19 protein-coding genes are annotated in these 17,500 nt (G+C 73.7%); 7 read left to right on the top strand and 12 right to left on the bottom strand.

Annotated features, from left to right (window positions below; genetic code table 11):
• Nucleotides 1–124: 124 nt before the first annotated feature.
• A complete protein-coding gene (locus ABZ479_RS23605) occupies nt 125–2,278 on the top strand; it encodes a SpoIIE family protein phosphatase (RefSeq protein ID WP_500463429.1) in 2,154 nt (717 codons plus the stop codon).
• Between the two features lie 81 nt (nt 2,279–2,359).
• Here ABZ479_RS23605 and ykgO read toward each other — a convergent pair whose 3' ends face one another.
• Nucleotides 2,360–2,482 carry a type B 50S ribosomal protein L36 gene (gene ykgO / locus ABZ479_RS23610; RefSeq protein ID WP_018562490.1) on the bottom strand — a complete coding sequence of 41 codons (123 nt, stop codon included), beginning with the start codon at nt 2,480–2,482 and terminating at the stop codon, nt 2,360–2,362.
• A 115-nt stretch (nt 2,483–2,597) separates the two neighbouring features.
• Between ykgO and ABZ479_RS23615 the strand changes: the two genes are divergently transcribed.
• The gene (locus tag ABZ479_RS23615; RefSeq protein WP_500463430.1) at nt 2,598–3,116 is read left to right on the top strand and encodes a DUF1003 domain-containing protein; all 519 of its coding nucleotides are present in this window, start codon (nt 2,598–2,600) and stop codon (nt 3,114–3,116) included.
• Here the strand turns inward: ABZ479_RS23615 and ABZ479_RS23620 are convergent.
• Both ABZ479_RS23620 and ABZ479_RS23625 read right to left on the bottom strand, forming a co-directional pair.
• Nucleotides 3,111–3,476, bottom strand: a complete 366-nt coding sequence (locus tag ABZ479_RS23620) for a hypothetical protein (RefSeq protein ID WP_500463431.1) — start codon at nt 3,474–3,476, stop codon at nt 3,111–3,113. The genes ABZ479_RS23615 and ABZ479_RS23620 overlap by 6 nt on opposite strands.
• Before the next feature lie 21 nt (nt 3,477–3,497).
• Nucleotides 3,498–3,689 carry a hypothetical protein gene (locus tag ABZ479_RS23625; protein WP_499602927.1) on the bottom strand — a complete coding sequence of 64 codons (192 nt, stop codon included), beginning with the start codon at nt 3,687–3,689 and terminating at the stop codon, nt 3,498–3,500.
• A 208-nt stretch (nt 3,690–3,897) separates the two neighbouring features.
• Between ABZ479_RS23625 and ABZ479_RS23630 the strand changes: the two genes are divergently transcribed.
• Entirely contained in the window at nt 3,898–5,664 is a 1,767-nt protein-coding gene (locus ABZ479_RS23630; protein WP_500463432.1) for an ABC transporter ATP-binding protein, read from the top strand.
• 140 nt (nt 5,665–5,804) lie between these two features.
• Here the strand turns inward: ABZ479_RS23630 and ABZ479_RS23635 are convergent, their stop codons facing one another.
• Nucleotides 5,805–6,038: a hypothetical protein gene (locus ABZ479_RS23635; protein WP_499602924.1), complete on the bottom strand. Its 234-nt coding sequence runs from the start codon at nt 6,036–6,038 to the stop codon at nt 5,805–5,807.
• Between the two features lie 288 nt (nt 6,039–6,326).
• Between ABZ479_RS23635 and ABZ479_RS23640 the strand changes: the two genes are divergently transcribed.
• Together ABZ479_RS23640 and ABZ479_RS23645 are read left to right on the top strand one after the other, a co-directional pair.
• Nucleotides 6,327–7,526, top strand: a complete 1,200-nt coding sequence (locus ABZ479_RS23640) for a PP2C family protein-serine/threonine phosphatase (RefSeq protein ID WP_500463433.1) — start codon at nt 6,327–6,329, stop codon at nt 7,524–7,526.
• 237 nt (nt 7,527–7,763) lie between these two features.
• Complete coding sequence (locus tag ABZ479_RS23645; RefSeq protein WP_499602921.1) at nt 7,764–7,922, top strand: hypothetical protein; 159 nt, start codon at nt 7,764–7,766, stop codon at nt 7,920–7,922.
• On the opposite strand, the gene ABZ479_RS23650 is transcribed toward ABZ479_RS23645, so the two are convergent.
• The 8 genes from ABZ479_RS23650 to ABZ479_RS23685 form a co-directional block, all read right to left on the bottom strand.
• Nucleotides 7,906–8,514 carry a DUF5990 family protein gene (locus ABZ479_RS23650; RefSeq protein ID WP_500463434.1) on the bottom strand — a complete coding sequence of 203 codons (609 nt, stop codon included), beginning with the start codon at nt 8,512–8,514 and terminating at the stop codon, nt 7,906–7,908. The two genes, ABZ479_RS23645 and ABZ479_RS23650, sit on opposite strands and share 17 nt — an antisense overlap.
• A gap of 2 nt (nt 8,515–8,516) precedes the next feature.
• Nucleotides 8,517–8,888 carry an ASCH domain-containing protein gene (locus tag ABZ479_RS23655; protein ID WP_500463435.1) on the bottom strand — a complete coding sequence of 124 codons (372 nt, stop codon included), beginning with the start codon at nt 8,886–8,888 and terminating at the stop codon, nt 8,517–8,519.
• Between the two features lie 75 nt (nt 8,889–8,963).
• Entirely contained in the window at nt 8,964–9,923 is a 960-nt protein-coding gene (locus ABZ479_RS23660; protein ID WP_500463436.1) for a carbohydrate kinase family protein, read from the bottom strand.
• A complete protein-coding gene (locus ABZ479_RS23665) occupies nt 9,920–10,909 on the bottom strand; it encodes a zinc-dependent alcohol dehydrogenase family protein (RefSeq protein WP_500463437.1) in 990 nt (329 codons plus the stop codon). The genes ABZ479_RS23660 and ABZ479_RS23665 overlap by 4 nt, the downstream gene beginning before the upstream one ends.
• Nucleotides 10,906–11,757 (bottom strand): carbohydrate ABC transporter permease, encoded by an 852-nt coding sequence (locus ABZ479_RS23670; RefSeq protein ID WP_500463438.1) that lies wholly within the window; start codon nt 11,755–11,757, stop codon nt 10,906–10,908. Before ABZ479_RS23670 ends, ABZ479_RS23665 begins: the two co-directional genes overlap by 4 nt.
• Nucleotides 11,754–12,728, bottom strand: coding sequence for a carbohydrate ABC transporter permease (locus tag ABZ479_RS23675; protein ID WP_500463439.1), 975 nt, complete (start codon nt 12,726–12,728; stop codon nt 11,754–11,756). The genes ABZ479_RS23670 and ABZ479_RS23675 overlap by 4 nt, the downstream gene beginning before the upstream one ends.
• A 7-nt stretch (nt 12,729–12,735) precedes the next feature.
• Nucleotides 12,736–14,130: an ABC transporter substrate-binding protein gene (locus ABZ479_RS23680; RefSeq protein WP_500463440.1), complete on the bottom strand. Its 1,395-nt coding sequence runs from the start codon at nt 14,128–14,130 to the stop codon at nt 12,736–12,738.
• 115 nt (nt 14,131–14,245) lie between these two features.
• A complete protein-coding gene (locus ABZ479_RS23685; RefSeq protein WP_500463441.1) occupies nt 14,246–15,007 on the bottom strand; it encodes a DeoR/GlpR family DNA-binding transcription regulator in 762 nt (253 codons plus the stop codon).
• Nucleotides 15,008–15,275: 268 nt separating this feature from the next.
• Here ABZ479_RS23685 and ABZ479_RS23690 point away from each other — a divergent pair, with 268 nt between their 5' ends.
• Both ABZ479_RS23690 and ABZ479_RS23695 read left to right on the top strand, forming a co-directional pair.
• Nucleotides 15,276–16,187: a squalene/phytoene synthase family protein gene (locus ABZ479_RS23690; protein ID WP_500463442.1), complete on the top strand. Its 912-nt coding sequence runs from the start codon at nt 15,276–15,278 to the stop codon at nt 16,185–16,187.
• Nucleotides 16,188–16,516: 329 nt separating this feature from the next.
• Nucleotides 16,517–17,422 carry an MHYT domain-containing protein gene (locus tag ABZ479_RS23695; protein WP_500463443.1) on the top strand — a complete coding sequence of 302 codons (906 nt, stop codon included), beginning with the start codon at nt 16,517–16,519 and terminating at the stop codon, nt 17,420–17,422.
• The last annotated feature ends 78 nt before the right edge of the window (nt 17,423–17,500 follow it).

A 17,500-nucleotide genomic window follows, 5' to 3' on the forward strand; every position in this document is an offset into this window, starting at 1 on the left:
GAAGAATCACGGGAGTTGGCTTCGCCCACCGACCGGCCGGGCGCGACCGCCCGGAACCGCGCGTCCCCCGCATGCGCGGTCCGCGGCGCGGATGCAGTCTGGACGGGAAGAGGCGGAGGAGGTGATGCCCGTGCCGGACGGGTCCCCTCCCGCACCGTCCCGCCCCGGCACCGGGATGCGGACGGACGAAGGCCTGCTGGCCCCCGCGCTGTTCGCGATGATGGACGGCGTACGGGCCCACGCGGGCGGCGTCTACCTGCTCGCGCCCGGCGAGCCGGTCCTGGAGATGGCCGTGATGGCGGGCCTGCCCCGGGCGTTCGCCGCACCCTGGGAACGGGTGGGCCTGGGCGCCCCGATCCCCGTGGCGGAGGCACTGCGCGAACGCCGGCTGGTCTGGGTCGGCGGCGAGGAGGAGATGGCGCGCCGCTACCCGCGGATCTCCCTCGTCCTGCCGTACCCGTTCACCCTCGCGGCGCTCCCCGTCGCGACCCCCGGCGCCGCCTTCGGCTCGGTGTTCGTCACCTGGCCCGGCGCCCATCCGCCCGAGCTGTCCGACTGGGAACGCGACCGCCTGGTCACCGGCTGCGACCGGCTCGCCCGCTGCCTGGAGCAGGAGACCGCCGCGGGCCGGCCGGTCCGCCGCGGCCGGGACGTGACGATCGGCCCCCCGGTCGCCGGGGTGTCCTCGGCGGTCGAGGCGGTGCGCATGGTGGGCCGGCTGCCGGACGGGTTGTGCTCGCTCGACCTCGACGGACGGGTCACCTACGCCAACGGGGCGGCGTCCCGGCAACTGGGCGTGCCCGTGCGCAAGCTGCTCGGGCACCCGCTGTGGCGGACGCTGCCCTGGCTCGAGGACCCCGTGCACCAGGAGCGCCACCGCGCGGCGCTGATCAGCAGGCAGCCCACCTCGTTCACGGCGCTGCGACCGCCGGGCGACTGGCTCACCTTCCAGCTCCATCCCAGCAGCAACGGCGTGAGCGTGCGGATCTCGACGGCCCGCGGCCCGGCGGAGCAGCCCCCCGTGCCCGGTGCGCCGAGCGGTGCGGCGCGGCCCGCGGTCGGCCTGGTGGCCATCTCCCACCTCGTGAACCTGTCGGGCGCGCTCACGGAGGCCGTCGGCGTGCAGGACGTGATCGACCTGGTGGCCGAGGAGATCATGCCCGCGGTCGGCAGCCGGGTGGTGGCCGTGGTCGCCCCGGAGGCGGGGCGGATGCGGGTGCTCGGCCACCGCGGCTACCACGATCCGGCGATCGTCGACCGCTACGACGGCATGGCGATGTCCCTGCCGACGCCCGCCGCCCAGGTGCTGGCCAGCGGCGCGCCGGCGTTCCTGGAGTCCGAGCGGGAGATGCGCGAGCACTTCCCCGACCGCCCTCCGGTCCGGGACGGCATGGCGGCGTGGGCCTACCTCCCGCTGATCGCCTCCGGCCGCCCCGTCGGCACCTGTGTGCTCGGGTACCCGCGGCCGCACCGCTTCGGGGCCGACGAGCGGGCACTGCTCACCAGCCTCGGCGGCCTGATCGCCCAGGCCCTGGAGCGGGCCCGGCTCTACGACGCCAAGCACCGGCTGGCCCACGGCCTGCAGTCCGCGCTGCTGCCCAGGAGCCTGCCGGAGCTGCCCGGCCTCGAGGCGGCCGCACGGTACCTCGCGGGCACCGAGGGGATGGACATCGGCGGCGACTTCTACGACCTGCTGCGCGTGGGGGACCGCCCGGCCGCCGTGATCGGCGACGTGCAGGGCCACAACGTCACCGCGGCCGGCCTGATGGGCCAGGTGCGCACCGCGGTGCGGGCGTACTCCGCCGTCGGTCAGTCCCCGGGGCAGGTGATGGAGTGCACCAACCGGCTGCTGCTCGAGCTGGACGTGGACCTCCTCGCCAGCTGCCTCTACCTGCACCTCGACCCCGACGGGGAGCGGGCGATGGCGGCGGGCGCGGGCCACCCGCTGCCCCTGCTGCGGGAGCCGGACGGCCGGGTGCGGGCGCTCGACCTCGCCCAGGGACCCCTGCTGGGCATCGACGCCGAGGCGGTCTACCGCACGGTCGAGTTCCCCTTCCCGCCGGGCTCGGTGCTCATGCTCTACACCGACGGGCTCGTCGAGTGCCCGGGAACGGACGTCGACGCCGAGCTCGCCGGCCTCGCGGACCACCTCCGCGCGGCCGGCGGGCTGCCGCTGGACCGGGTCGCCGACGGCGTGCTCGCCCTCACCGCCGAACGCAGGCGGCGCACCGACGACATCGCGCTGCTGCTGCTGCGCTCCCTGACGGGGCAGCGGTGACCCGGACGGCGACGGGCGCCGCGCGCCGTCCGGGGGACGGCGCGCGGCGCCCGTGGTGTTCCTGGGCTCGGCCCGCTGAGGTCAGCCCTGGCGGGCCTTGAAGCGGGGGTCCCTCTTGTTGATCACGTAGACACGGCCGCGACGGCGGACGATCTGCGAGCCGGGGGCGTTCTTGAGGGAACGCAGCGAGGCACGTACCTTCACCGGTCGCCTCCTTTCGTGCAGTTCTTGATCCGCCCATGCCAACGCAGGGAGGGCGCGGTTTCTTCCCGGCTTCCCGGTGCCGTCGCCGTGGCGGGCCGAAAGCAGAATGAGGGGCATGAGTTCCCCCGCCGACGGCACCGCCGTCCCCACGCCGCCGCGCCCGGTCGTCCGCTCCCCGCACGAGCGGGTCCTCTTCGCCCGCGGGAGGGGTGCCCAGGACCGGGTCGCGGACGTGATCACCGCCTTCGCCGGCTCGATGGCGTTCGTCTACGTCCACATCGTCTGGTTCACGGTCTGGATCCTGCTGAACCAGGGGCTCGCCGGGCCGGGCGGGGTCTTCGACCCCTACCCCTTCGGGCTGCTCACCATGATCGTCAGCCTGGAGGCGATCTTCCTCTCCACCTTCGTCATGGTCAGTCAGAACCGGCAGGCCGCGCGGGACAACATCCGCGCGGACCTCGCCTTCGAGACCAACGTGCGCTCCGAGGTCTGGACCGCGCACATAGGCCAGGCCCTCGGCCTCGACCCCGAGGAGGTCGAGCGGAACGTCCAGCGGCTCGTCGCGGAGAGCCGGGCCCGCATGGGGGTCACCTCCCCGGCGGCCACGCCGGACGTGGTGCCGCCCGCGTCATGAGCGGCCCTCGTCCCGGTCCGCGCCGGCGGGGTCGGCGCCGCCCACCGGCCCGGGGCCGGTGAAGCCGGGGCTCGAGTACCCCGGCCCTTCGAAGCCGGGCGATTCGAACCCGGGGGACTCGAACCCGGGGGACTCGAACCCGGGGGACTCGAAGCCCGGCGACTCGAACCCCGGCTCCGTGATGCCCGCGACCTCCGGCTCCGGGACCTCGTACTCCGGGATCCGCGGGGGCGGCGGAACCGCTGCGCCGTCCCCGGTGTCCGGACCGGGGACGGCGGCGGACGTGGAGAACCCCGGACTGGTGAAGCCCGGACGGCGCTCGGGCCCGGCCCCGGACCCCGTGTCCCGACGGTGCGTCATGTCCGTTCCCTCCCCGAGGGCTCAGCGCCCCCGCCGGCGGTATCCCGACCAGCGGCCGCCCGCGCCCGAGCCGACCCCGCCGAGGTGCGCGGCCAGCAGTGTCAGCCCGACCAGCAGCAGGCTCGTCGGGGTGAACACGTCCTCCGTCGCCGTCCCGGTGGCGTTGATGACGAACGCGACCGCGAACACGACGGCCGCAACGATGGCCAGCATCGGCCCTCCCAGTGGTCCGGGGGCGCGCCCTCGCGCCGCCCCTTCACCCACCGTGTGCCCCGGGAGCCGCCACCCAGTCGGCCGGGACCGGTCAGCGGGCCCCGCGCGGTGTCCGTGGGAGCGCTCACGGCCTAGGATTCCGCGGTGACCGGACGATGAGCCAGCGCCGTCTCATCACCCCGCGCCCTCGTGCCCCCGGAGTCCCCGCATGGCGTCGCCGCACGGCCCGCTCGACCACCGTTACCGCGGTGAGCACCCGATCCGCACCCTCGCCTACCTCTTCCGCCACGACCGCGGCCGACTGGCCCTGGCGGTGCTGGCGTTCATGGTCAAGCACACCCCGATCTGGCTGACACCGCTGATCACCGCGCAGGTCATCGACGTCATCGTGCAGCACCGTCCGCTGTCGGGCATGGTGCTCGGCACCGGTGTGCTGCTGCTGATGCTGCTCCTCAACTACCCCTTCCACCTGCTGTACGTGCGCTGCTGGTACGGCAGCGCCCGCCGTACCGGCACCCGGCTGCGCTCCGCGCTCTGCCAGCGCATGCAGCAGCTCTCCATCGGCTACCACACGAAGGTCAACTCCGCGGTCCTGCAGACCAAGGTCATCCGGGACGTCGAGGCCATCGAGCAGGCCGTCCAGCAGACCGGCGACATGGGTCTGTCCGCGCTCGCCACGCTGCTGGGCGCGCTGGTGGTGATCACCGTGCAGGCGCCGTCCTTCCTGCCGGTCTTCCTGGTCGTGGTGCCCGCGACGTCCGCGCTGGTGATGTGGTTGCGGGGACGGCTGCGCGAGTCCAACGAATCGTTCCGCCACGAGGTGGAGCAACTCTCCTCCCGGGTCACCGAGATGACCACGCTCATCCCCATCACCCGCGCCCACGGCCTGGAGTCCGCCGCGCTGCGCCGGGTCGACGGCACGCTCAGCCAGGTGCTCACCGCGGGGCTGCGCCTGGACCGGCTCAACGGCCGCTTCGGCTCCCTCGCCTGGATCGTCCTCAACGTCCTCGGCGTCTGCTGCCTGCTCGGTTCCGCGCTCGCCGCCTACCACGGCTGGCTCGGCGTCACCCCCGGCGACGTCGTCATGCTGACCACCTACTTCTCCGCCCTGACCGCCGCCGTGACCACCCTGCTCAGCCTCACCCCCGTGGTGAGCAAGGGGCTGGAGTCGGTGCGCTCGGTCGGTGAGGTGCTGCAGGCGCCCGACCTGGAACAGAACGCGGGCAAGGCGGAGGTGGCCGCCGTGCGCGGGCGGGTGGACTTCCAGGGCGTCGGCTTCGCCTACGACGACGCCGCCGGCCACTCGGTGCGCGACTTCTCGCTCTCCGTCCGCCCGGGCGAGACCGTCGCGCTGGTGGGCGCCTCGGGCGCCGGCAAGTCGACCGTCCTCAACCTCGTCATCGGCTTCCTGCGCCCCACCGAGGGCCGGATCCTGCTGGACGGGGCCGACATGGAGGACCTGGACCTGCGCAGCTACCGCCGTTTCGTGTCCGTGGTGCCCCAGGAGTCCATCCTCTTCGAGGGCACCATCCGGGAGAACGTCGCCTACGGCATGCCGGGCGTCCCCGAGGAGGCGGTGCGGGAGGCCCTGCGGGCCGCCAACGCCCTGGAGTTCGTGGAGCGGCTGCCGGCCGGCCTCGGCACGGTCGTCGGGGAGCGGGGCGCCCGGCTGTCCGGCGGGCAGAAGCAGCGGCTGGCCATCGCCCGGGCGCTGATCCGCGACCCCCGCGTACTGGTCCTGGACGAGGCGACCTCCGCCCTCGACTCCCGCTCCGAGGCCCTCGTCCAGCAGGCGCTGGAGCGCCTGGTGCGCAACCGCACCGTCTTCGTGGTGGCCCACCGGCTGTCCACCATCCGCAACGCGGACCGCATCGTCGTCATGGAGGACGGGAGGATCACGGAGGTCGGTCCGCACGATCAACTGCTGCGCTCCGGCGGGCCGTACGCCGCACTGCGCAGTGCCCAGACCGCCTGACGACCGGACCGCCTGACGACCGGAGCGCCTGACGACCGGGACCGTCCGACGACCCGCCCGGTGCCGGGGTCCGCACGCGCCGGTGGCGCCCTCCGTGCGGACGGAGGGCGCCACCGGGGTTCCGCGGGCCGGGCCGCGGTTCAGCGGCGGTGGTGGTTGACGACGTGGTGGTGACGGTGCAGGCGGTGACCGTGCCAGCGGTGGTGGTGACGCTTGCCGTGGTGGCTGTGGTGACCGCGGCCGTGGTCGCCGTGCGTGGCGTGCGTGCCGTGGCCGCCGAAGGACTCCGGCGTGACGGCACCGGCGCCCGCCGCACCGCCCAGGACGACGGCCACGGCCACACCGACCGCGGCAACGAAACGGGAAACGCGCATGGATCGACTCCTGTCTCCGCGGGTGCCGTGGGCACCCGTGACGGGTGGGACACGAGAAGCCTCGGGCCTCGGGGTGCCCATCGAGGTGCGGCACGCCCGTTTTGGCACTCGATTTGCTGGAATATGACGTTCTGCGGAACCGGCGGCCGTAGGCGATCCGGGGAGGCCCGTGCGTGCCGGTTCCCTGCGGAGCCGCAGGTCAGGGGCGGTGCGATGTTTCGGGCGTGGCGCCCGGGGCAGGGGACCCCACGTTCCGGCCCCGCCATGGGGGCGGCGCACCGACAGGCGATGGTGGCGGTGGACGACACCGGCTTCGGCACCCTGCTCAGCGGGCTCCTGCAACGCTCGCACGAGGTCGCCCCGGAGGACTGGGGCGCCGCCCTCGCACGTGCCGCGCACCAGGTGGGCCTGGACGACGTCACGGTCCTGCTCGCCGACGTCCAGCAGGCCCGGCTCGTGCCCCTGTCCGGCGAGCCGGGCTCCGGAGCCCGCCGCGCCGTGGCCGTCGACGGCACGCCGGCGGGCGCCGCCTACCGGACGGTCTCGCTGCGCCTGAGCGAGCGGGACGACCGGATCACGATGTGGTTCCCCCTCGTCGACGGGGTGGAGCGGGTCGGCGTCATGGAGGTCACCGCCCACCGGATCGACCCCGAACTGCTCTCGCGCTGCCGGGCGCTGGCCGACGTCACGACCCTGGCGCTGGTCTCGAAGTCGGGGTTCAGCGACGACCTGCTGCGGCTCGTGCGCAGCCGTCCCATGACCACCGCCGCGGAGCTCGTGTGGGCGTTCCTGCCGCCGCGGACCCTCGGGACGGGAGAGGTGACCTCCAGCGCCGTGCTGGAACCGGCGTACGAGATCGGCGGCGACGCCTTCGACCACAGCCTCCACGACGACCACCTGCACCTGACCGTCCTCGACGCGATGGGCCACGACCTCGCCTCAGGGCTCACCGCGGCCGTCGCGCTCGCCGGATGCCGCGCGGCCCGGCGGGCCGGCGCCGACCTGGGCGAGATCGTCAAGACCGTGGACGAGACGCTCGCCGAGTGGATCCCGGACCGGCTCGCCACCGCGGTCTTCGCCGATCTCGACGTCCGCAGCGGCCAGTTCGCCTGGGTGAACTGCGGGCACCCGCCGCCCCGGCTGATCCGTGCCCGGCACGTCGTCACCGGTGCCCTGGAACGCGAGGCGGAGCTGCCCCTCGGCCTCGGCCCCGACTACGGCGGCCGGCCGCGCACCGTCCACTCCACGCGCCTGGAACCCGGTGACCGTGTCCTCGTCCACACCGACGGCGTCACCGAGTCCCGCGCCGAGGGCGGCGACGACTTCGGCGAGCGGCGCCTCACCGACTACGTCGTGCACGCCACCGCGCTCGGCGACCCCGCGCCGGAAGTCCTGCGGCGACTCGTCCACGCCGTCCTGGCGCACCGGCACGGCCGCCTCGACGACGACGCAACCGTGCTGCTGGCCGAGTGGCACCCCACCCGCTGATCCCGCGTGCCCGGGCGGTTTCCGCCGCGCCGGGCGGGGCAGCCGCACCTCCACGGGTGGGCCCGTCCGTCCGCGGGACGGCGGACACGGCCGGTGCCGGGGCCGGCGCGCAGCGCGACGACCGCCGGACACCGTGCGGATGCCCCGGGCGAACATGTCCAGATCCGGAATGTATGTCGTGTAAATCACGTTCGAATGGGTATGCGGTTTCGAGAAGACATGAGGAGGCGCCCAGCCGTGGACACACGCAACGGCCACCCGACCATCACCCGCATCCCCCGAGACCAGCAGATACGTACGTGCCGGCCTGCTGTACTGAAGGAGGGCCGGGGCAATCCGCCGCAGCGGGAGCCCGACAGCGGCAAGGACTGGAACATCGTCAGGGGAGAGGACTGAGGGACCCGGATCCCGAGTGACCGAGCGGGACCACTGCCCGGCGCCGGTGGGAAGGCGTAAGCGGTCGTGCGGACCGTGGGCGCGCCCACCGGCGGGGTGGTGGTCCCGTTCTCCTGTCCGGGTGACCCCGGTCAGTCCCGCCGGCCCCTGGCGTCGGCCGTCCCCGCCGACCAGGTGACGAGGGGTGGACGCACGGCCGCGCAGAGCGGCCGCCCCGGGCGTCGGTCAGGCCCAGCCGCCCGACGAGCGTCCCGGACCGGACGGCGGCGCGCAGGATGCCGGGCTCGACGCCGTCGAGCATGAGCTTGGCGCGGCGGAACATCGTGAAGTCCCCCGGCCCCGCCACCGTCCCCCAGGACAGGTAGACGAAGCGGGCGCCCGGACCGCCCTGGATCCAGGGGCCCGTGACGTCGGGCCCGTCCGGGGTCTCCCGGACCCGGCAGCCCAGGTCCCACCTCGCCTCCGCGGCGTCTCCGGGGAGCGGGTCCAGCAGTTCCGCCGGACGGGCGCGGCGCTGCACGGCGACGTGGACGCCGCAGTGGCCGCCGAAGGTACGGCCCGGCAGGTCGTGCGCCTCGACGTGGATCCGCACGCTCAGCCGCCCGCCGTGACGAGCCGGAACGCCGGGCGCACCCCGCGCGTCGCGTCCTCGACGGGGGTGCCCGCCCGTTCCCGGGAACGGCGGTGCCCGGCGCGACAGTCGGCGAGGGAGGCGTCGCCCTCGCCCTCGGCGGCGGCGTGCTCCCACGTCACCTCGGCGAAGGACGTCACCTCCACGCCGCCGACCGCGATGACGCCGACGCAGCGGCTCCCCCGGTCCGGCAGGGCCGGCCGCTCGTTGACGAACTCCAGGCCCTCGGTCTCCCCGACGTACTCGGACAGCAGCCCGGTCGTCGCGGTCCTCCGGCCCGCGTGGACCGCGGAGTCGAGCTCGTCCCGCAGCGCGTCGGGTGTGCCCGGTTCCATGGAGCGCGTTCCGTCGACCGGCGGCCACATCGTCGTACCGCCCCTCGGTGCGTGGGAGTGCCGTCGGCCGGATCATCACACGGCGGGCGCCACCTCCGCCAGGAACGGCGGGTCCGCACCGGCGCGCCCGCAGGTCAGAGCCGCGACCCGCGCGGCGAGTTCCAGGGCACCGGCCACCGCCTCCGGCACGGGACCGGCCTCCTCGGCCGCGTGCAGCCGTCGCCGGGCCGTCGTCCCGCCGAGCAGCCCGGCGGAGAGGAGGCCGGCGAGCAGGCCCGCCATGAAGGCGTCACCGGCGCCGATCGTGTCGACGACGCGCACCTGGTGGCCGGCGACGCGGTGCCTTCCGTCCGCGCCCCAGTGGGCCTCGGCGCCCGCCGCGCCCCGGGTGAGGACGACCAGGCGCGGACCGCGGCGCGCCCAGCCGGCCGCGACCTCCGCGGGATCGCGTCCCGGGTGCAGCCACCGGAGGTCCTCCTCACTGGCCTTCACCACGTCGGCGAGCGCCACCAGCCGTTCGACGCGCGGGCGTTCGGTCTCCGGCGGGCCGAGCAGCGCGGGTCTGAGGTTCGGGTCGTACGAGACGGTGTGCCCACGGTGCCGGACCGCCGCGACCAGGGCGAGCAGCCGTCCGGCGCCCGGTTCGAGCGCGGTGGCGATCGAACCGGTGTGGAGGTGCCCCGGCACGTCGGACGGTCCGACCGGGGGCAGGTCCCACACGATGTCGAACCGGTACGCGGCGCTGCCGTCGCGGTCGAGTTCGGCCCTGGCCGTGGAGGTGGGGGCGTGGACGACCGACCCCGGCAGCAGCCGCACCCGACCTTGCGTCAGCCGTTCCACCAGCGCGTCGCCGTGAGGGTCCCGGCCGATGCGGGTGGCCAGGGTGACCGGGTGCCCCAGCCGGGCGAGCCCGAGCGCGGTGTTGGCCGGGCTGCCGCCCGGGTGGGCCCGCGCTGTCCCGTCGGGCCCGACGACCACGTCGGTCAGCGCCTCGCCGGCGACCAGGGTGCCGGGCGCGGTCACGGGCACGGTCACGGCTGCACCAGGATCTTGCGGCCGATGCCCGCCTTGAAGCGTTCGATGGCGTGCGGGTAGTCGGCGAGCGGGAAGCGGTCGCTGATGAACACCCCCGGGTCGAGCACCCCGGCGGCGAAGAGTTCGGCGGCCCGCTCGTAGCTGTGCAGGACGGCCATGGAGCCGGTGATGGTGATCTCCTGGTTGTAGATCCGGTACGGCTCGATGACCGCGCGGGCGGCGTAGTCGGCGACCCCGAACTGCAGGAAGGTGCCGCCCTTGCCGACCCGTTGCAGCCCGTCCTGGATCGCGGCGGCGTTGCCCGTGGCGTCCACGACGACCTCCCAGCCGCGCGGGCGGAGGATCTCCTCGGCCGAGGCGGCCGTGTTGTCGCAGCCCAGCAGCCGTGCGGTGGCGAGCCGTTCGGCGTTGACGTCGACGACGTCCACGCTCGCGGCGCCCGTGCGCTTGGCGAGCTCCAGCATCATCAGGCCCATCGTTCCCGAGCCGTAGATCAGCACATGGGCGCCGAGCCGGGCGCGCAGCACGTCGTAGCCGCGCACGGCGCAGGACAGCGGCTCGATCAGCGCGGCGTCGGCGGTCGCCACGTGGTCGGGCAGCACCACGCAGTTGGCGACCGGCGCGACGGCGAACTCGGCGGCGCCGCCCGGTTCGGTGACCCCGATCGCGGCCCACCGCTCGCACAGGTTGCCGCGGCCCTGGCGGCAGTAGTGGCACTCGCCGCAGTGCAGCGAAGGGTCGACGGCGACCCGGGCGCCGACCGCCACCTCCGTGACGGCCGAGCCGACCGCGACCACCTCCCCGGCGAACTCGTGGCCCGGCACGATCGGCAGCGTCGGTGCGAACTCGCCCTGCAGGATGTGCAGATCGGTTCCGCACAGCCCGCAGGCCGCGACCGCGACCACCACGTCACGAGGCCCGGGGGCGGGGTCCTCGACGGTGGCGAGCTCGATCTTCCCGGGCTCGGCGATGACGACTGCCTTCACTTGACGGCTCCCAGTGACAGGCCCTGGACCAGGCGGTCCTGGGCGGCGAATCCGGCGACGAGGACGGGCAGGGACACCACGACGGCCGCGGCGCAGACCTTGGCGAGGAAGAGTCCCTGACTGGTGACGAAGGAGGTGAGGAAGACCGGCGCGGTCACCGAGCGGACACCGGTGAGCACCCGGGCGAAGAGCATCTCGTTCCAGCTGAAGATGAAGCAGATCAGCGAGGTGGCGGCGATGCCGGGGGCGGAGACGGGGATGACGATGCGGCGGAAGACGGCCGGCAGCCCGGCGCCGTCGATCGCGGCGGCCTCGAGGATCGCCACCGGGATCTCGGCGAGGAAGGACCGCATCATCCACACCGCGATCGGCAGGTTCATCGAGGTGTAGAGCAGGACCATCAGCCAGACGTTGTCGAGCAGCCCGAGGTCCTGCGCCACGAGGTAGACGGGCAGCAGTCCGGCCACCGCGGGCAGCATCTTCGTCGACAGGAAGAAGAACAGCACGTCGGACCACGTGCGGACGGGCCGGATCGACAGCGCGTACGCGGCCGGTACCGCCAGCGCCAGCACCAGCAGGGTGGAGACCAGGCTCGCCGTGGCCGAGTTGACCAGGGCGGGCCAGGGGCTCGCGCCGGTCGAGGCGCCGAAGAACTCGCGGTAGCCGTCCAGGGTGAGCCCGGCGCCGAGGGAGGGCGGGTTGGTGGCGGCGTCCGTCTCGCTGTGCAGCGAGGTCAGCACCATCCAGGCGATCGGCAGGACGAACAGCACGGCGGCGGCCCAGGCGACCAGCCCCCACAGGGAGCCGGAACGACGCCTGCGGACACCGGGCGCGGCCACGGCGCTCATGAGGACTCCTCCTTCAGCAGCGTCGACACCAGGCGCAGCGCGAGGGTGGCGACGACGATGGTCCCGGCGACCACGACGACGCCGGCCGCCGACGCCCGTCCGTAGTCGTGCGCCTTGTAGAAGGACTCGTAGATCGTGTACGGCAGGTTCGCGGTGCCCAGGCCGCCCGAGGTGAGGGTGAAGACCGCGTCGAAGTTCTGCACGATGTAGATCGAGCCCAGCAGCGCGGCCAGTTCGAGGTAGCGCCGCAGGTGGGGCAGGGTCAGGAAGCGGAAGACCTGCCAGGCGTTCGCGCCGTCCACCCGGGCCGCCTCCACCGCCTCCGTGGAGCGGCTCTGCAGCCCGGCGAGCAGGATCAGCATCATGAACGGGGTCCACTGCCACACCAGCGACGCCCCGATCGCCCCGAGCGGCATCGAGGTGATCCAGTCCGGCTGCGGCGGGCGTTCGCTGCCGAACAGCTGCCACAGCCAGGTCAGCGCGCCGTTGAACAGCCCGTACTCGGGGTTGTAGAGGGCGTGCTTCCACAGCAGCGCCGACGCGACCGGGACCAGCAGGAACGGCGCGATCAGCAGGGTCCGCACCAGCCCGCGGCCGCGGAAGCGCCGGTCGAGCAGGAGGGCCAGGCCCAGTCCCAGCAGGAGGCTGACGAGGACGACGCCGGCCGTGAGCCAGACGGTGGTCAGCACGGACGCCCGCAGGTCGGCGTCGCCGAAAACGTCGGCGTAGTTGGTCAGTCCCGTGAAGCCGCGCCGGTCGGGGTAGAGCGCGTTCCAGTCCATGAAGGAGATCACCAACGTGGCCACGAAGGGCAGTTGGGTGACGACCACCATGAACACCAGCGCCGGCATCAGGGGTGCCCGGCGGGCCCACGCGGCGGCCCGGCCCGGGCCCGTGGCGCGGGCGGGCACCGCCCGGACCGCCGCCCGGCCGCGCACCTCCTCGGTCACGGTGCTCGACGTACCGCTCATGGCCGAATCACCCGTTCCGGTACTGGGCGGCGACCTTCTCCGCGAGTTGCTGGGACTTGTCCAGCGCGGCGTCCACCGAGGTGCGCCCGGCGATGGCCGAGGCGATCTCCTGCGAGACCTTGGTGCCCAGGTCCGGGAACTCGGGGATGTCGACGAACTGGATGCCGAGCGTGGGCCGCGGCTGGACGCCGGGGTCGCGCGGGTCGGCCCCCGCGATGGCCTCCTCGGTGGCCTTGGCGAACGGGCCCGCCACCTTCAGGTAGTCCGCGTTCTCGTAGGTGGAGGTGCGCTTGCCTGCGGGGACGCGGGCCCAGCCGAGCTTCTTGCCGACGAGTTCCTCGTACCCCTTGCCGGACGCCCAGGCCACGAACTTCGCCGCGTCGTCCTGGCGCTTGCTCGCCTTCTGGATGCCCCAGGCCCAGGTGTACAGCCAGCCCGAGCTGTCCGTCTTCACCACGGGCGCCGGGGCGTAGCCGACCTTGCCGGCGACGGGGGAGTCGGCGCTGTCGAGGATCCCGGCGGCCGAGGTCGCGTCGTACCACATGGCGGTCTTGCCCTGCTGGAAGGCGCCCAGGCACTCGGCGAAGCCGGCCTGCGGCGCGCCCGCCTCGCCGTGCTCGCGGACCAGGTCGACGTAGAACTTCGTCGCCTCCTTGAAGGCGGGAGCGTTCACCTGCGCCTGCCAGTCCTTGGTGAACCAGGTCCCGCCGAAGGTGTTGACGACGGTGGTCAGCGGCGCCATCACCTCGCCCCAGCCGGGCAGTCCGCGCAGGCAGATGCCCTTCATGCCGGACTCGGCGCCGTCCGCCTTCGCCGCGAGGCCGGCGACCTGCTGCCAGGTGGGCCGCTCGGGCATGGTGAGGCCCTTCGCCTCGAACAGGTCCTTGCGGTACATCAGGAACGACGACTCGCCGTAGAACGGCTCGGCGTAGAGCTTGCCGTCGGCGCCGGTCAGGCTCTCCCGCATCGACGGGAGGATGTCCGCCTGGTCGAAGCCGGGGTCCTTGGCGACGGTGTCGTCCAGCGGGGCCAGCCAGCCGTTCTTGCCGTAGATCGGCGCCTCGTAGTTGCTGATGGAGGCGACGTCGTAGGTGCCGGCCTGGCTGGAGAACTCCTGGCTGATCTTGTCGCGGACGTCGTTCTCCGGCAGCACGGTGAAGTTGACCTTGATGCCGGTGCTCTTGGTGAAGTCCGACGCCGTCAGCTTCTGCAGGTCCAGCATCTGCGGGTTGTTGACCATCAGGACGTTCACGGAGGCGCCGCCGCCCCCGTCGTCCCCTCCGCTGCCGCCCGCCCCGGCGCAGCCGGTGGCGAGCAGGGCCGCGCAGGCCCCGAGTGCGGTGAGCGGGACGGTGGGGCGGCGCCGTGGCGCCCTTCCGCGGTCGGTGTCGGTCCTGGGCATGGGGAGGCCTTCCTGTGAGGGGGAACCCGGCGGCGCGCCGGCGTGCCGGGCGCTTCGGGGTGTGCCGGGGCGACCTGCGGCGGCTCGCGCGCAGGCTGGACGGAGGTGCGGTGGGTCAGACGCGGATGACGTTCGGGCCGAGCAGCGAGTAGCGGTGGGCCTCGGGGGCCGGCAGGCCCGTGTCGGTGACGATCGTCTCGAAGTCGCCGATCTCCGCGAACCGGCAGAAGCTCGAGGCGCCGAACTTGGTGTGGATCCCGACCAGGACACGGCGCCGCGCGGAGCGCACCGCCTGCGCCTTGACGTCCGCGACGACGGGATCGGGGGTGGTCAGGCCGAAGTCGCGGGATATGCCGTTGGCCCCCATGATCGCCAGGTCGATGACGAAGGAGGAAAGCATCTGGGTGGCCCAGGAGCCGACGGTGGCCAGGGTGCGGCCCCGTACCCGGCCCCCGAGCAGCAGCACGGTGGTCTCGCGGGACTGGGCGACCGCCGCCGCGGTCGGCAGCGAGGCGGTCACCACGGTCAGCGGCCGGTCGGTGGGGAGCAGCGCCGCCAGCAACTGCTGGGTGTAGCCCTCGTCGACGAAGACGGTCTCCGCCTCGCCGAGCAGCTTCGCCCCCGCCGCGGCGATCCGGCGCTTGCCCTCCACCTGGTGGGTCTCGCGGCGGGCGAGGTCGGTCTCGAAGCCGGCGCTCTCCACGGGGTACGCCCCGCCGTGGGTACGGCGGACGAGTCCGCGCCGCTCCAACTCGCTCAGGTCGCGGCGGATCGTCTCCGGTGCCACCTTGAAGTCCGCGGCCAGCGCCGTGACCTCCACCCGTCCGGCCTGCCGCACCAGCGCGAGGATCCTGTGCTGCCGTTCGTCGCCGCGCATGGCCGCACCTCCCTGGTCCCGGTTCCGTCATGGCCGTTCGGGCATCGGCCGCCCGTTTCTGCCCGCCCGAGATTTATACCGCCGGGGGGAGCGGGGCGGTCAGCCCGTACAAGGGCGGAGTACGCCTGTTTCTGCCCGCTCCCGGAAGGGTGGTGGCGCAGGTCAGCGGGGGTGCGGCGGGATCACGCCAGTGAGTTTGCGGGTTTTTCTGCGTTTGGGTGATCATCGGTGGTGTCCGGCCGGCGGACGACGGGAGTGGGGCGGCGCGATGACCAGTTGGCGGAAGACCCTCGACCGGGCCGGCATCACCGACCCCGCCCTGCGCGAGGCGTACACCGCGCAACGCGGCGTGGTCGCGGGCTTCGACCGGGCCTCGTACGCGGCCGTGCGGCTGCTGCTGCCGGCGCCGCTCGTCCCCGACGCCCTCGCGGCCACCGCCTTCATGCACCACGGCGACAACCTCCTGGACCGCGGTGCGGACGGCCGCCGTGCCTTCGGGGCATGGGAGGAGCAGGTCAGGGCGGCCCTCGCCGGGGCCGACCCGGCGGACGCCCTGACGCGCGCCCTCGCGCACACCCTCACCCGGCGGCCGGTGCTGCGCGGCATCGTCGCGGACTACCTCGTCGCCGCCCCCGCCGACGCCGAGTGGCGCGGCTTCGCCACCGAGGACGACTTCCAGGCCTACGTCGACGCGTACTCGCTGCCCGCCTTCCTCCTGGTCGCGGGACTGCTCGCGCCGGACGGCGGCTTCGACGCCTACCGCGCCGCCTGCCGTACCTTCATCGAGGCCGCCCAGCGCCTGGACTTCCTGGAGGACATGGCGGAGGACCTCGCGGAGGGGCGGCTGGGCGTCCCCGAGGACGCGCTCGCCCGCCACGGCCTGGACCGCGCGGCGCTGGAGCGGGACCCCGATCCGGCGTCGGTGGCCGCCCTCGTCCGCGAGCAGGCCGGGCTGGTCCGGGCGGGGCTCGCCGGTGCGCGCGGACTGGTGGACCTCGTCCCCGGGCCCAACCGGCCCATGGTGCGCGCCCTCATCACGCTCCAGGGCCACCGGCTGCGCGGCGCGGAGCGCGCCGGCGCGACGCTGGCCCGGCGGCCCGCGCCGCGTCCGCTGGGCCCCGCCCTGCTCACCCTCCTGCGCGCGTACGCGAGCACCCTCCGGCACCGCGCGCGGCCCTGAACCGCGGACGGACTCCGGAAGAGCGGCCGGGCGGCCGGACGTCGAGGCCAACGTCCGGATTCCGGTGGGGAGTTCGAGGCGAATTCCGGTCGGCGAGAATTGTCCGGGCAGGAACGCGACGTTTCCGTTTTCGTGGTTGCGCGACACCGCGGAGAACTTAATATAAGGTTCAAGCATCGGCCGTACGGGTGAGGTCCACGCAGTCATTCCCTGCGGGATCGTCCGGTGCCGCATTCCTGGACGGCGTGCCGACGGGGACAGCAGGCAATGGTGCCGGCCCGGTCCGCGCTCATGACGCCCGCCGTCCGTGCCAGGTGGGGAGTTCAATCGTGGGGCACCAACAACATCTGTATTCGCACGCCTTCTACCCCCTGCTCGCCTACGTCATGGCGGCGGTGGGCTCGGGCCTCGGACTCGCCTGCGCCGCCCGTTTCCACGCGCGCGGTCTCGGCAAGGGCTGGCCGTGGCTGGCCGCCGGGGCGCTGACGCTCGGCTCGGGCATCTGGGGCATGCACTTCATCGCCATGCTCGGCTTCTCCGTCGACGGTGTGGAACTCCGCTACGACGTGCCGCTGACCGTGCTCAGCCTGGTCGTGGCGGTGGTGATCGTGGGCGTCGGCATGCTGGTCGCCGGCCTGAGGCGCTCCTGGGGCGGGCTGCTCGTCGGCGGCGTCGGCGCGGGGATCGGCGTGGCCGCCATGCACTACCTGGGCATGGCCGCCCTGCGCTTCCCCGGCACCTTCGACTACACGACCGCGCTCGTGGTGCTCTCCCTGGTCATCGCGGTGGTGGCCGCCACCGCGGCGCTGTGGTTCACCCTGCGGGTGACCGGGCCCCGCGCGACGGTGGGTGCCTCGCTGGTGATGGCGATCGCCATCAGCGGCATGCACTACACGGGGATGACGGCCGTCACGGTGCGGAGCGTGACCGGCATCGCGAGCAGGGACGGCGTCACCGGCATCGCCCTCGTCGCGCCGCTCATCATCGGCCTCGGCATCGAGGTGCTGCTCGTCCTCTTCGCCGTCCTGGTCAACCCCGTCGCGGCCGCCGGGAACGCCCGGACGGCGCCGCGGCAGGAATTCACGCCCCTTCCGCACGAGAACCGTCCGGCCCCCGAAGCCCCGCGCCACGCGGCGCCGGCGACTTATCACGTCCCGGCACCCGCCTCGCGTTTCGAGGCATTCGGAGGCGGTCAGGACGACCCGTACCGCGATTCCCGCGAATACCGGGACTGAAATACCCGCGAACGAAGGTGAGAACGGGTGGCCGGGCCGCCGGGAACCTCATTTCCCGTCAGCCCGGCCACCGTCCGC

Origin of the sequence: Streptomyces sp. NPDC005722 (genome assembly GCF_040630935.1) — a bacterium.
Lineage (GTDB): Bacteria > Actinomycetota > Actinomycetes > Streptomycetales > Streptomycetaceae > Actinacidiphila.